Origin of the sequence: Bacillus sp. Root131, from assembly GCF_001429475.1 — a bacterium.
Lineage (GTDB): Bacteria > Bacillota > Bacilli > Bacillales > Bacillaceae_G > Bacillus_A > Bacillus_A thuringiensis_S.
This window is the reverse complement of the sequence record NZ_LMJQ01000001.1, coordinates 1893104-1907309: the sequence shown is the minus strand read 5'-3', so window position 1 is coordinate 1907309 and position 14206 is coordinate 1893104. Positions and strand designations below refer to the sequence as shown.

The following is a 14206-nucleotide window of genomic DNA, read 5'->3' as shown; positions in this document are numbered from 1 at the left end:
TACCATATTTACTTGGGTCAACTAATTTTTTCTAATTTCCATTATTGAACATCTCCCTTTTTCTCTTCTTGTTTTTGTTTTCCACCTAAAATCTCGACTGCATTTGTTAAAGCTTGCGGAAGTGGAATGCCCATTCTTCCGGCATTCTCTAAAAGTGAAAGTAACTCATTACCCATGAAGAAAAAAATTGTTGCTTCACGGATTGCACTATTACTTCCTAACGCTGCATCTAATTGCGCTGCTGCCCCAACTAAAAGAAAAAGCACCACCTTTTTGGCGATGCCTTTGAAACCAACTTTACTTTTTAATTCTCCGTTATATCCTGCTGCTATCATGCCAGTTACATAATCAATAACCGCCATTGTCACTAAGATTTTCAATGTTGCATCCCATCCTCCCAAGAAATACCCACAAAATCCACCAAAAGTGGCAATAAAAACTTTTGCTACTACATCGATACGATCCACATTCTTTCCTCCTTCTTTCAGATAAAAAAAGAGAGACGCTTGTCCCTCTTTCATAAATACTTTTATATGAACAATCTAAATCCCACCTTTGAATACCAAACTTAGAATTGCCATGACTATTGCACTGATAACAATTCGTAAAATCCATGTGGTATTTAGACTGATTTTTTCTAATTGCTGATTGATGGTAGAAATATCTTTTTCGTTTATCGTTGTACGAGTTTCTAAATTACGAATATCTCGCATGATTTCTTTTTGCTCTGCTTTTAAGCTTTCGATTTTTACATATATGTCTTCCATACATTCACATCCTTTTTGAAATCTTAATAAGGCAATCTCTATATACTATGAGACAAACCTTTTCTGAGTGAATGCATGAAAAATTTTATACAAAAGCCCTATTTTGTGCAAAATAAAAACAGCTTATGGCTGCTTTGGTTCCTCATTTATTAATTGTTGTACTAATAACTTTAATTCATAAATTTCAGCTTTCATTGAAACTTTCTCAAGTTTTTCTGCTTCAAGTTGTTCTTTAAGAGTGTCAACTTCCTGCTTCAACATACCGTGGTCAAATTGAAGATTTTTAACTTTAAAGTCAACTTCTTGTATTGATTGAATAGAAATTGCAACCGAGCTATAAAGTGTTACAGCGTCTTTCTGTGGTGTGGTGAATACATCGTCAGAGTCCTCCGCAATCATACCGTAATTAATTGGAAGTGTAATAGACTCCCCTGACTCGAAGCGTTCAACATCTCTTATAAAGTGATACTGTTTGATGTTTACAGAGTTGATTTTATCTAAAGCAGAGAATGGAAGGTCTTCTATGTCCGTTTTAAGCTTACGAGAAGAATTAGGGATAAATTCTTGCGCCCACATACGCCCTGTAGCGCTAATATTCTCTTGCGCTCGTAATGTTCTTAATTCTATATCTTTCCATCCCTTACCCATCATATCTTTAATCTGCAAGCCATTGTTATAACCTTGTACAAAACTTGACCTTATCATTGCATTACCCATAATTAAATCATGATCGGTGGCGCCGTTTACGAAATGTATTTTATAGTCACTGCCTTTTCTTTTGAAAGTAAACTGCCCCGCGTTATTTGTAAAAATATGTGGTTCAGTTGTAGTTACAGAGAAGTAACCATATCCTGGAGCCCATCCTTCAGATTCAAAGATAATATCATTCAAGTTTTGAAAACGAAATTGTCCATCTGAATATACACTCAGATGTCCACCGTCATTCTGCATTTGAATATAATTTGACCAAATATTAGTTCCTTCTGCATTTTCTCCTTTAGAAACCCCAAATTTTGCATACGCTTTAGAAGGTTGATCGACTCCATTAATTCGCGGCATGACTTGATAAATATAAAATGATCCTGTACCAGCGTATTTTCTATTATCAGAACCAAGGACTAATGAAGGTTGAATACTTCCATCATTTGTCTCCATAAATCCTATATAACCACGTGGCTTATCTAAATCGAAAATCTTCATGTCTTGTTTATTTATTTCAACAAATCTGTTTCCACTCGTTTTAAGTGTTACTCCTTCTAAAACTTTTCCTTTAATATGATTTGCTGTTATAAAACCTACTAAGTTAATCCTGTTCGCATTCAAGGTAATGTTTTCTTTACTCATATTGAATGCTGCGATTACATCATTTTCTTTTACAGATAGACTAACGCCCTTTTCAGTTAACTGAAGACGGGTTTCCATATCTCTTACATAAGATGATGTGGCAAATTGCCCATTTGCTTGCTCTATTGTGTATACTTCTTTCTTTTTTGCTGCGGCATTGATACCCTCTTCATTTATAGTGAAACGGTTGTCGATCATAGTCATTTTCTGATTAAATTGTTCCGTTGCAAGTTTGTTAGCTAATTCGCCCAACAAATCTTGTTTATTTTTATCAACTGTTTGCTTCAACTCTGGAATCTTAAATCCCGCAACATAATCCTCTACTTGTTTAAGCTCAACTTTACCTTGAAGTGCTTTCGCAGTATTTTCCCATCCAGCTTTCGCCTCTTGTAATTGTCTTCCTTGTTCTGTCTGCGTATTTTGTATGAAAGAGACATTTTGTTTAATAGTAGTTGCATCTTTTTCTACAGTAGCAACACGTTTATCAAACCCATTTTGATTATTTTCCACTTTTGTAATTGTTTCTTTAATTCCATCCACACTTTTTGTAATTTCAGTTGTTTTCTGGGTGAACTCATCCGTTGTTACCTGCTCTTCAGGCGGTGCTGTCCAATCCTGCGGTTTATTCCCTTTATACAAGGCAACCCATTCCACAATAGATTTCGTATTACTACTCGGATAATTATATAAGCTTAACTTTCGTTCATTTCCACTTGTAGCCGCAACAGCTTTGAAGGTTACATACGTTATTCCATTCGCGTAAACACTTGTTGCATATCCAACATTGCTAGACCCACCATTCTGCCAAATTCCAAATTTCTGACCTTGCGGGACACTCCCTTTCATTACAAAGGTATATTCCTCACTCGCAAAGAAATTTTCAGTTAGAGAATATTGATTGATTAGATAGTCTGTTTTTTCATATTTAACATTTGATTTTAATAAAAGGTTACGTCCACCAGCTTTATCACTATTAACCTTTTTTTCTACACTCGTTAACTTCTCACTGATTTTCCCAGCTTCTTCTTTAATGTCAGTTGTTGTTTTCTTGAGCTCACTTGTTGTTTGCTGCACATCAGAAATATTCTTATTTGTACCTTCTACAGTTTGTTCGACTGTATTTAATTTATTGCTGATATCATTATCTTTTTTTGTTAACGATTCAATAGAAGTTTTAAATCCATTAGAATCCTGTTCAAACTTAGTTACTTTTTTATCGATTTCACCTTGTTTATTTTCGATATTAGAAATTGTACGACTGACACCTTGTAAACCTTCCTGTACTTCATTGAATTGTCCTGTAGCTTGATTCTGTGCTTCTTGTACCTTTTTGTTTAATTCTGCTTTTGTGGACTCGATATTTTTATTAGCCTGTTCAAGTGTTTCTTTCTTAACTGATTCAACATCTGGTACAACCGATTCCCAAACTGTACCTGTCCATATTTTTAAAATGCCGGGCTTTCCGTTACTAATATCACGCCAAAGCGTTTTATTAGGTTTAAGCCCTGTTGTTGGCGAATTCTTAGCTTCTATAATTTCAACAGTATTATTTTTAATATTCTCTTGTACCTTTTCGGCAAGTGTTTTCGCGGCTTCTGATTCTTTCTTAGCGTTACTTGCTGTTTCATTCGCTTCTTTCACCAATTTATCTAGCTGATCCAGCATTTCTTGTTTTTCACCGAATTTACTAAGAATTCGATTGTAAATCTTTCGTAATTCCTCGTTCGGATCCGTAATTTCACGATAATCACCAAACACATATTTATCTTGTGTAGGATCCGTAAAAGATTCATCACCGGCAATTACACGCGCTTCAAGGTATAACTTAGGTGTGAACCCTGTATCTTTGATTCGGATAGTATCACCCTCGTTAATTAGTTCATGTGCTAGTCCGAAAATACGTCCAATCGATTGTGCTTCTACTTCATACGAAACGGAAGAATTAACACGTTTTTTTAATTCTATTTCCATTAACGTCATTAAACGTTCTGGCGTCATATTTAACTCTTCTGTTTCTGGCGTATAAAAACCAAACTTATGCTTACCACGTTCGTTCCATCGTTGAAATGCATCATTATCAACAATATACGGAAGTCCCCTGTTGATACTTTCGATGGTAATTACATTGTCGCCTTCACCTTTCACAAATCCAACTAGTGCTGTACAAATATCTCTTGAATGTTCAATACGTGTAACGCCTATCAAATCTTTCCCGAGCTCTATTTCTTTGCCTGTGTCTCGACCACGTCTTTGAATCATATCAACATACCATCCAATGATTTGTGATCCTTGAACCTCAACACGGTACTGAATTTCTAATTTGAATAAAGAAGCTATTTTCTTTAAAAATGTTAGTGGATCAATAAATTCATCAATGGTCATCGTATGGAATCCTGCATAATCCGTTTTCCCACGTTTCCATTTCATGCCTACTAGGGCCATATCAATATATTTGTTTACCGTTTCCCCTTCTATTCTTTGCGGTTTTATAATACCTGACTTAGCAATTTGAACCCAAGCTCCTGAAGCATATGTGGTAATGGATCGGTTGTCTGAATTCTTTTCTGTTTCTCTAATAACATATGGTACAATTCTTCCGTCACGAACTTCTTTTAAAACAAGATTTTGTTGTTGTAAAGTAGCCGAATGAGGTGTTCCATCAAAAACAGTAAAATCCAAGATATCAACATTGTTTTTGATTTCCCACTGCCTTTTATCATCCCAATAGTCCTGCGGCTGAATAGCTGCAACGATTTGATCTGTTTTAAAATCCACAACATGCAAAATGCCGCTTGGTGTTCTCATCTGTATCTCTCCCTATAACGAACAGTTGCTTTCACATCTGGTGGCATGATATCAATACGATTCTCCCCACGTATTACAGCTGGAAAATTACTAAAAATGTCTTTTAAATTAATTGCATTTTTACCGTTAATGGTTACAAGACTTTTTTCTGTATCAATAATAATCTTGTCTCCCGTGTCAAAAATGTAAGGCGGATTATTTTGAGTATTTAAATTCACTTTCCAGAATTTTAAATCTGAAACGGTCATTGCTTCTACTGGTGGTACATCTTGCCATTGCATAATACTAATCTGAATTTGTGCTGCTTTTTCCATATGATCGTTTTTTTCATCCGTCCACCTTGCAAATCGTTCTGAATCATCTCTTTCCGTCCCGGGAAGGAATTTCGAAATATAAGCCTCCCACACATTTCCCGTTCTAGCTATCCACAATCGTCCAAAATACTGATTCCATGTATTCGGATAATCACCACTCTCATAAATCAAACCTATTTTACCTGGCTTATTATCATATCCAATTACCATTGTTCCGAAATTTTGCTCTGCTTGCCAAAAAAGATCATTCATAGCGATTTTGGAAAGAACCTTGCTATTTTCATCAAGTATCGCTATCTCAACACGGCCCATTTCATTAATTTTTTTACTCTTACATGTAACATAGGCTTGCATAATAAAATCTTCTACTGGACCCCCAGGGATATTCTTTTTAACAGCCGCACCGTGCCACCCTTTCCCCGTACTAGTACCAAAATCAGAACAATAAAATTGATATTTATCTGACTTCATTTCACCAATCGGATTGCCATCTTCCATTGAACTGACTTTACTCCACCCTACAGTGGTAGCCATTTCGTCCCATATAAGTCTTTGATTTCTTTCTACGGGTAATTGCTCTGTTTTCAAAGGATAACCAATTCTGAAGTAATCTCGATTATACGGATACTCACCAAACCACACATCTAAAAATGTACTTGGTTTCTGTGCTTCGATTTCAATAATTGCAGGTGCTTCTATATTCCCTTGATTGACAAAAGAAGCAGTGACTTCAGTAGAACCATTTTGAGAGAACGAATGAGTATTTTGTTTTCCTAATTTATATGGCATTGGACAAACAAAAGTAATAACCCCTTTACCTCTATTCACTAATTCGTCCAAATCTACAGAACCATCAATTAATGCTAAATAAGTCCTGTCTAACTCATCATCAAAAATAAGTTCAGCTGGTTGCTCTGTATATAGCCAATCCGCCAAATCTTCTTTTACCTTTTGTAAATCAGCCATATCTTTTTTCGCTTTAATCACAAGAGGAACATCAATACGTCGTTCACCCGTTTCGGTATTAAGAAAAAGAGCCCCTGCACGATGAGGGACTCTTACCAATCTTCTTTTTATCGGAGCCCATGAAGGGCGCTTTCTTCCAACTAGCATTTGAACATAATCTTTTCTAATCTTATTAAAAGTAAAACTGAGTTTCCCCAACATGTTCACCACCCTTAAAATTCCGCTCTTCTTTTTTGTTCACGATCTTGAAGCTTTGTAGTATAAGTGTAACTTCCATTTGCCAACTCTTTTCCATCTAAAACATTGGTCATATTCAAAGTGAGATTTAGTTCTTTTTCAATTTGATTCGCATAACTACGTTGCTCAGATGATTCTAGTGGTCTATACCAAACTTCTCCTGGATTATCTGATAAAACTTCTCTCCATCTAGGGAAGCTTCTAACCTCATTGATTGAAAGACCTTCAAATCGTTCCATTTGAAGGCCAATTTCTTTCACAACGTCATGCATACTTTCTGGTATATGTGTAAGCCAATCATTTAGATAATCTCCGTCTACAAAGATAGCATTAAAATATTTCGATAGCGGATCATCCCCATTAAATTGGAATATATCACTTTCCGAAATTTTACGTAAGCCATCGGATGCCATACCTGAAAATGCTGATCCAATGTTGCTCATTTGATAATTCAAGGCACCTACAACTCGTTTCGCAGCGTCTACTACAAATACTTGTCCTTTATCTATACCAACACCAAGACCTTCTGGAACGGCACTTCCTAAAGGAATCATAACTTTTGATGGACTGTTTATATCTAATGCTCCCGCAATTGTATTTTTAATCTCTCCAGCTATGCTTTTCGCCTTACTATATAAACCACCTGTCGCATCATCTAACCCTTTTTCAAGGCCTTCTATAATTGACTTACCAATGGAACGTAAATTTATAGATTTGAAAAATTTTTCAACTGTATTCCACTTATCTTCAATGCCGCGTTTTATTTCTTCCATTTTATCTGTAACAATTTTTTTCTTTTCTTCAAATTTCTTTGAAACTGTATTTTTTATTTCATCCACCTTACTGTTTGCGGATGTTTTCATATCCTCATATTTGTTGGTAACATCTGACCACATTTCTTTCATTTTTCGAACAACGTCATCTTTCATAACCTGATATTTTGACTTTACTTGACCAGTTTCCCAATCTACTTGATTTGCGTGTTCACCAGCTTGTGCTTTAGCTTCATCCACGATTTCCCTATGCTTGTCTTTTGCTGTAGAGACTGTGCTATTATATTGACGATTCGCTTCTGCAATAGCTGCATCCGCTTCTTCTTTATTAAGCGTTCCTGACTCATCCCGTAGACGTATCGCATATGCTATTTTATCATCACGAGTCTTTTTCGCATCTTCAATAACTTTATCTCTTGCTTTGGCACTATTTTCAACGACTTCTGCTGCTTGTCTAGCTGTAATTTCACTAGCTTGTACTCGCATATTCTCATAAATAACTTTTTGTTCCATTTGATTTTTAGACATATGCTGGATAGCTGTCATATCCATTTCGTCCTGTAAAGCTTGTAAAGAAATCCTTTCAGATGTAGTGAATTCACGCTTTTCATTTGCTGCCGTTTGTATAATTTCTTTGATTTTATTTTCTTTTTCTTGCGTTTTTAACTTTTCTTGTTCATAGTGTTGATTCATTTGTTCGATCCGTTTATTTTCTTCTTCCGCGGTTAACACATAAGAATCCGCAAAGAACTTTTTAAGTCCCTCAACTTCTTTTTGTTGTCTTGCATTTGTTTTTTCTATAATCGTGTTACCTAACTTGTCATATTGGCCAATTAACTTCTGCGACTGTTCTTCTGTTATCACTTCATGGTTCAATCTAATTTCAGTCAACTTTTGTCTAATGCCATCAGACAGCTTGAAATACTCACCAAGAACTTTCTTTGTAGAAGAACTTACTTTCCCTTCTGTATTTGTAGCAAAGCGATCTACAGAAGCAATACTTTCTTCAGTTGCTTTTTGATACCCTTTATATGCTAATACCCCAACACCAACAGCGGCCGCTACCACACCTAAAGCAATTGCTACTGGTCCTAAAACTGCGGTTAATATTCCTAAAACTGCACCCGTTACACTAGTAGCTGCTGTAGCTACACCCATTGCTATTGCTAAAGAACCAATACCTGAAACAACCATACCGATTGCCCCCATTATTACTCCAATAACAGTAGCAACCGCTGTTAGCGCAAGAACAATACCACCTGTAATTGCAATGGCCTTTTGTACCGGACCAGGTAAAGCATTGAATCCATCTACAAGTTTTTGCAAACCAGCTACAAAAACACTAACCACAGGGGCAAGCGCATCACCAATTGTCTTTTTCATTGTCGAAAACGCTGAATCTAGTAATGTAAGACGTCCCTTTAATGTATCAATCTTAGTGGCTGCAACCTCAGCTGCTGTCACTTTTGACATCGCATCCCACATGCTGTTTACCCCATTCGCACCTTCTTTGAAAAGAATCGTTGCACCACGTACAGCATCCGATCCGAATAACGTTTCCAAAGCCATACTTCGTTGCTGGTCTGTTAAATCTTTCATCGATTCATGAAGGGTTCCTGAAATATTTTCTAGACTTTGAATATGCCCCTGTTGATCATAGAATTTTGAAGATAAGAAAGCTGAACTTGTAGCTAATTCACGGAATGTCGTATCGCATTTGTCATTCCACTTTTTCGCACCTTCTATTTTCATGACATAGCCTTCTAAAGCTTGCTCAATATCACCAACGCTCCTTGAAGCTGGTTGTATACCGTTTTTAACAAGAAAATCATAACCAGCTTGTGCATTATAAGTAATTAATCCTAAATCCCTCATTTGGTTATACGCTTCTTTCGTCGTTGGATTTAAGCGCATAAGCATTGTTTTTAAAGACGTACCTGCATCAGAACCTTTTAAACCATTTTGAGCAAATACCGCGAGCGTAGTAGCTGTATCCTTAAAAGTCATGCCAGCTCCTGCTGCTACTGCTGATGAAGCTGAAAGACCGTATTTTAACTCCCGTACATCTGTTGCTGAAGCATTAGCCGCTCCAGATAAAATGTTTGCTGCATCCGCAACAGAAAGATGATCTGCTTTAAATGCATTTAAGGCTGTGGATGCAATCTCCGCCGCTTCACCTAATTCTAGTTCTCCTGCTGTCGCCAAGTTAAGAGCACCTTCTAACCCGCCATTTATAATATCTGTTAAACTAACTCCAGCTTTTATTAATTCCTCTATACCTTGTCCTGCTTGAACACTAGAGTATTTTGTTGTTTCTCCCATGTTGACAGCTAATTCGCTTAATTTCTTCATTTCTTCTCCAGTAGAGCCAGACACAGCTTTCACATTGGCCATTTGTTGCTCAAAATTCATGGATTCTTCTACAGCTGATTTTAACCCCCGACCTATTGCGTAAGTCATTCCACCAAACACCATACCGATTTGCATACCAGCATTTTGCAAATGATTACCTAATGTCTCCATACGATTACCAAAGTTTAATAAACGGTTTCCTTGTTGTTCTAATTCATGGTTCGACTGACGTAATTCGTTTTCAAATCGATTTAGTTCACCTGTTGCCCGGTGAATTTGTTCGGCGTACCGCTGTGCTGACTGACTTGCTTCACCTTCTTCAGTTTTGGCACGATTATAGGCTTGTTGAAGTTCCCTGATCTTCTCTTTTTGTTTATCTACCATACGAGATAAAACATCTACTTTAGCTCGTGTTTGTTCTGTCGCATTAGAAAAACCGCCCATGCCTGTTGTAATAGACTGAAATTCAGCCTGTAGAGATTTTAAAGAGTTGTTTAACTTATCCATCCCTTTTTGTTCAGCTTGACGGTTTACTTGCTTTAATTCATTTTCAAATCTATTTAAATCAGCAACTGCTTTATTCACTTGCGAAGCATATCGCTGGGTTGCTGCATCATTTTCACCTAACTTAGCCTTATTTTGATCGTAGGCTTGTCGCAAAGCTCTAACTTTTTCTTTTTGCGCCTCAATAAGCCTGCTGAGTGTATTCATTTTTGCTTGCGTTTGTTGACTAGCATTTGCGAAGCCACCCATTCCTGTACTTACAGATTTCAGCTCATTCTGTAATGTCCTAACCGCACGACCTGAATTGGCTATACCTTGACGAAAATTCACATTATCAAGGGACAGCCTAACGACTAAATTATTCATTTCATTCGCCATCATCTTCCCCCTTATTAGATAATGTTTTCTGCTGGAACTTCCATTTCATTTGAATTCTGATTTCCACTATTTGAATGATCTTGTTCACGATATTTTTGGTTTAGCCTTAAATAATGCCAGATATCCATTTCGTTATCGATATGATGGTGTTTATACCCCTGACGTAATAAAGAGAGGTAGAGTTCGTCCATAAACTCACTGAACGTTAGCCCCCCTCCCTCTACACGTTTGGGTTTGTTTCTTCTCCAGTTGCTGGTGTACCACCAGCCGCATCCACAGTTGCATTGATAATTGCATTAATTACGTCTGAAGTTGTAGATAAAAATTTACGAGCATCCACGCCGTCCCAATATTGATCTAATGTAAATTGTTCACCGTAAACTTTTACTACATATTGGACCATTTTATCCATATCCTCAGGACCTGGATTGTTTGGAATATCAGCAAGCTCAGGCGCCTGACGGATTAAACGAGCTGGAATGAATTCCGGTAAATGAAAAGTTTTCTTTTCCCCATCAATTTGTAAAGTTAGTTTCATAGCTATTCCTCCTCGTAGTTAATAAAAAGAGAGAGCTTTTGCTCCCTCCTACTTTCCTGCTGGTGGTTGTACTACAGGCTTCTCATACACCTTTTTAAACCAATTATCTCCCACAGCTTTTGTAAATGTAGGTTCATCAGCATCTGCCGTAAATTTGGGCCTATCGTCAAAATCACGCTCAATAAATGAACCTTTGAGTTTGGTTGTTTGGAAGTTAGGCTTATCCTTCTTCGTTTCGCCTTCTTCTTCCTCTTGTGAAAGCTTCCCTTTTAATAACCAAACATATCGATATTTTCCATTAGCCTTTAAGAAACGCCATCCGATTGCTAAATAAGGCTTTTCACCTTCGCGTCTCTCATCTAACACACCGTCTTTCACTTCTGGATACCCTTCAATATCTGCTTTGGTTGATAATGAAATACTACGAAGTTCAATCTCTACTTCTACTTCCCCATCAGACTCAGCAATTTCTGATTTTTTATTATCGCTCCACATAATCTCCGAAGCTACCTTTTTAGAAGTTTTAATCTTTACAGCGCCTTCCATTTCTTTCACTGCACTATAGTCAACACCTGTTGCATCATCTTTCAATAACTTGGCATAAACAAGGCTATCTACACCGACAGTTGAACTAATTTTAATCACTTCTCCGGCCATCTATAACTCCACTCCTTTTGCGAATCGCATCGCGTAATGAAAAATTTGTGTATCATCTTCATATAAATCAGCAACCGCATAACGTGAGAAACCAATACTTTTCATGATTTCATTTACTTTTTGATGGATTGCTGTTGTACTACCTTTTGACCAAATATCGATTTGAAATGTGATTTCACTTTCACTTTCTTCATTATCCGAAAATCCATCTGGTCTATTGTCTAGTTCAAAAAACGTAATACGCGGAAACTCTTCAGCATTTTTAGCTTTACGATAATAAACACGTTTTCCACCCAATAAAAAAACAAGCTCCTGATTATTTTCAAGAGCTTGCACGATTTCAGGTCGTAAATTTATCATACATTCAACCTCATTTCATTCTTCAAGATGTCTGTCATAGCACGAATTGCCGCTTCTTTTGAAGAATTAAATCCAGGTTCTATAAATGGCTCTGCTGGCATTTTAGAAGTTCCCCATTCTAAGAACTTTCCATAGAAATAGGGGGAACGATCCGCTTTATCTATACCAATTTTGATTGTTTTTATGCCGCCCTCCATTTTTGCTTTTGTAACCCGTATATTATCAGCCAAATGTTGTCCTGTTCGCCACGGTTCGCTTTTTGTTGCTTTTTTAGGGCTATCACTCCTTGGGGCTATTTCAGAAATAGCTTTTCGAATAGGCTCACCACCTGCTGCAAGGGCTTTATCCTCAATCTTTTCTCCACGTAAACCCATTTGCTCTAATTCAGATATCAGGCGATCAAAACCTAAAAAATCAACACCATCAGCCATTCATTCCACCACGCTTCCACATGATTGATAAAGTGTGTTTTTCAGTTGGAATAACTGAAACAATGTCATAAATTACGTTCTTATATTTAATCTTCATATCAGCATTCACATCAGCACGATATCGGATTTCTGTTTCACCTTGAATTTCGCTATTAGCTGCCGCTGCTTCAAAATATTTTCTTCCCTTTAAAAAAATAAAAGAGCCCCATACAGTAAAGGAATCCTTGTAACCTTCTATTGGATCACCGTCCGGGCTCTTTGCTTCCTCGTCTTTCACTTGAAATGTAAGACGTTTATCTAATTTACCTGGATTCACTTGAATCACCACCACAATATTGCAACTGAACTAATATCGACTGCAAACTAAATGCTAATTGTTCAGCCTTTCCAACTGCTTCACGATTTTCATGCCAATGAGCAATTAAAATACGAGCTGCTAATTTAGCAAGCTCGCTCTTCAAATCTACATTTTTACTTGTAGCATTTTTAATATATATTTCAGCTGCTATTACGAAAGATGTAATGAGATTGTCCTCTTCATCACCATCCACACGAAGATACTTTTTTGCTTCTTCTAATGTTAGTACCAAGAAGAACCCCTCCTACATCATTAAGCTTTAGCTGTAACTGTAATTTGGCCATATACAACCGCTTCTGTATCCCATAACGTAACGTCTTCACGTTCAATTGCTCGGAATTCTGTTGTATTACCTCTCCAAGCACTTCCACCCTCTTTTGTCATATCAAGCGATAACTGCTGTCTATCCCATAACACAACTGCTTCTTTTAGGTCCCCAACAATAAATGGTGCTTTACCATCTTTATCTGTAGCAATTGTCTTATTGGATAAAACAATAACGGGCTTTCCTGATAATAGCTTACGTGTTGGATTTGTTGGATCTGGTTGAAGAAGTGGACGGCCATCTTTATCTTCTAATTGATCTAAATAATTGAATCCATCTTGGTTTGTAATAATGTTTGCTACAGCCGAGAAAGCTGGGTCTAATGTGACATTTAACGCTGTTTTAATGCCTTTATAATCCTTTAAATCAACTTTTGTTAATTTGTTGATTTCTTGTAAAATTAAATAATTACGAGTTGCAATAGATTTCTTCGCAATCCACTGACGTAAATAAGCTTCTAGCGCTTGATCCGTATCATTTAATAAATCATTTGGTACAGGTAGAAATCCTGCATAATCCTCAATAACATACGGTAAACGATCAAATTGTGGCGAAGCAATTTCTTGCATTGCATTTGGGTTTCCATACTCAGATAATGGAGCGAAAGGTGTAGATGCTGCACGTTTTTCTAATGTGCGAGCGCCCTTATTCGTTGAAACAGGTTGCACATTTACATATTGCTCTAAGTTATCAACCGTTTGTTTTAATTGATTAATCGTTGTCGTAATATCTTCTGGAACAATATAACCGCCGTCTTTACCTGTATTCTCAGATAATGCTGCTTTGTATTCCTGCATAACGCTTGCTTCTTCATGACTTAAATTTTGACCACGTATAGCTTTCATAAACACTTCTTTATACGATGAATCTTCATTTTTAACTGATGATGGAGGCAAAACCCTTGCTTGTGAATTTACAGGGTCAGAAACTTGAATTTGCATCATTGCTAGATAGTTATCTAATTCATTTTTCGCGTTTTTCGCTTCTTCAATTTTCGCTTTTGCATCTTCATATTTACCGCTGTTATTAAACTCTTCCGCTTTCGCTTTCAAATCTGCAACTTTTTGGCGTAACTCTTGTTCACGTTTATCCATTCC

At 36.9% G+C, this 14206-nt stretch carries 13 protein-coding genes; all 13 read right to left on the bottom strand.

The annotated features are described in order from the left end of the window. Positions 1–41 precede the first annotated feature (41 nt). The 13 genes from ASE54_RS09615 to ASE54_RS09560 all read right to left on the bottom strand — a co-directional run bounded on the left by ASE54_RS09615 (position 42) and on the right by ASE54_RS09560 (position 14203). On the bottom strand, positions 42–467 hold the full coding sequence (locus tag ASE54_RS09615) for a phage holin family protein (RefSeq protein ID WP_014895309.1): 426 nt from the start codon (positions 465–467) through the stop codon (positions 42–44). 75 nt (positions 468–542) lie between these two features. After that, a complete protein-coding gene (locus ASE54_RS09610; protein WP_000389535.1) occupies positions 543–767 on the bottom strand; it encodes a hemolysin XhlA family protein in 225 nt (74 codons plus the stop codon). Between the two features lie 123 nt (positions 768–890). Then, positions 891–4916: a phage tail spike protein gene (locus ASE54_RS09605; RefSeq protein ID WP_001260181.1), complete on the bottom strand. Its 4026-nt coding sequence runs from the start codon at positions 4914–4916 to the stop codon at positions 891–893. After that, positions 4913–6397 (bottom strand): distal tail protein Dit, encoded by a 1485-nt coding sequence (locus ASE54_RS09600; protein WP_000900857.1) that lies wholly within the window; start codon positions 6395–6397, stop codon positions 4913–4915. The genes ASE54_RS09605 and ASE54_RS09600 overlap by 4 nt, the downstream gene beginning before the upstream one ends. An 11-nt stretch (positions 6398–6408) precedes the next feature. Further along, complete coding sequence (locus tag ASE54_RS09595; protein ID WP_001262739.1) at positions 6409–10440, bottom strand: phage tail tape measure protein; 4032 nt, start codon at positions 10438–10440, stop codon at positions 6409–6411. 14 nt (positions 10441–10454) lie between these two features. Further along, on the bottom strand, positions 10455–10631 hold the full coding sequence (locus ASE54_RS36800) for a hypothetical protein (RefSeq protein WP_000344050.1): 177 nt from the start codon (positions 10629–10631) through the stop codon (positions 10455–10457). A gap of 29 nt (positions 10632–10660) precedes the next feature. Further along, positions 10661–10978 carry a hypothetical protein gene (locus ASE54_RS09590; protein ID WP_000779154.1) on the bottom strand — a complete coding sequence of 106 codons (318 nt, stop codon included), beginning with the start codon at positions 10976–10978 and terminating at the stop codon, positions 10661–10663. 48 nt (positions 10979–11026) lie between these two features. Beyond that, positions 11027–11635, bottom strand: a complete 609-nt coding sequence (locus tag ASE54_RS09585) for a major tail protein (RefSeq protein ID WP_000896770.1) — start codon at positions 11633–11635, stop codon at positions 11027–11029. Then, positions 11636–11995, bottom strand: coding sequence for a DUF3168 domain-containing protein (locus ASE54_RS09580; protein ID WP_000609192.1), 360 nt, complete (start codon positions 11993–11995; stop codon positions 11636–11638). Beyond that, positions 11992–12426 (bottom strand): HK97-gp10 family putative phage morphogenesis protein, encoded by a 435-nt coding sequence (locus ASE54_RS09575; RefSeq protein WP_000763219.1) that lies wholly within the window; start codon positions 12424–12426, stop codon positions 11992–11994. The genes ASE54_RS09580 and ASE54_RS09575 overlap by 4 nt, the downstream gene beginning before the upstream one ends. Further along, positions 12419–12742, bottom strand: a complete 324-nt coding sequence (locus ASE54_RS09570; RefSeq protein WP_001068030.1) for a phage head closure protein — start codon at positions 12740–12742, stop codon at positions 12419–12421. Before ASE54_RS09570 ends, ASE54_RS09575 begins: the two co-directional genes overlap by 8 nt. Then, positions 12729–13016, bottom strand: a complete 288-nt coding sequence (locus tag ASE54_RS09565; RefSeq protein ID WP_000244597.1) for a head-tail connector protein — start codon at positions 13014–13016, stop codon at positions 12729–12731. Before ASE54_RS09565 ends, ASE54_RS09570 begins: the two co-directional genes overlap by 14 nt. A gap of 20 nt (positions 13017–13036) precedes the next feature. After that, a complete protein-coding gene (locus tag ASE54_RS09560) occupies positions 13037–14203 on the bottom strand; it encodes a phage major capsid protein (protein WP_003263053.1) in 1167 nt (388 codons plus the stop codon). Positions 14204–14206: the final 3 nt, after the last annotated feature.

Excerpts from the sequence above, each read along its gene's own strand:
- ASE54_RS09610 (WP_000389535.1), bottom strand. The coding sequence starts at position 767 with ATGGAAGACATATATGTAAAAATCGAAAGCTTAAAAGCAGAGCAAAAA.
- ASE54_RS09605 (WP_001260181.1), bottom strand. The coding sequence starts at position 4,916 with ATGAGAACACCAAGCGGCATTTTGCATGTTGTGGATTTTAAAACAGAT.
- ASE54_RS09600 (WP_000900857.1), bottom strand. The coding sequence starts at position 6,397 with ATGTTGGGGAAACTCAGTTTTACTTTTAATAAGATTAGAAAAGATTAT.
- ASE54_RS09595 (WP_001262739.1), bottom strand. The coding sequence starts at position 10,440 with ATGGCGAATGAAATGAATAATTTAGTCGTTAGGCTGTCCCTTGATAAT.
- ASE54_RS36800 (WP_000344050.1), bottom strand. The coding sequence starts at position 10,631 with ATGGACGAACTCTACCTCTCTTTATTACGTCAGGGGTATAAACACCAT.
- ASE54_RS09590 (WP_000779154.1), bottom strand. The coding sequence starts at position 10,978 with ATGAAACTAACTTTACAAATTGATGGGGAAAAGAAAACTTTTCATTTA.
- ASE54_RS09585 (WP_000896770.1), bottom strand. The coding sequence starts at position 11,635 with ATGGCCGGAGAAGTGATTAAAATTAGTTCAACTGTCGGTGTAGATAGC.
- ASE54_RS09580 (WP_000609192.1), bottom strand. The coding sequence starts at position 11,995 with ATGATAAATTTACGACCTGAAATCGTGCAAGCTCTTGAAAATAATCAG.
- ASE54_RS09575 (WP_000763219.1), bottom strand. The coding sequence starts at position 12,426 with ATGGCTGATGGTGTTGATTTTTTAGGTTTTGATCGCCTGATATCTGAA.
- ASE54_RS09560 (WP_003263053.1), bottom strand. The coding sequence starts at position 14,203 with ATGGATAAACGTGAACAAGAGTTACGCCAAAAAGTTGCAGATTTGAAA.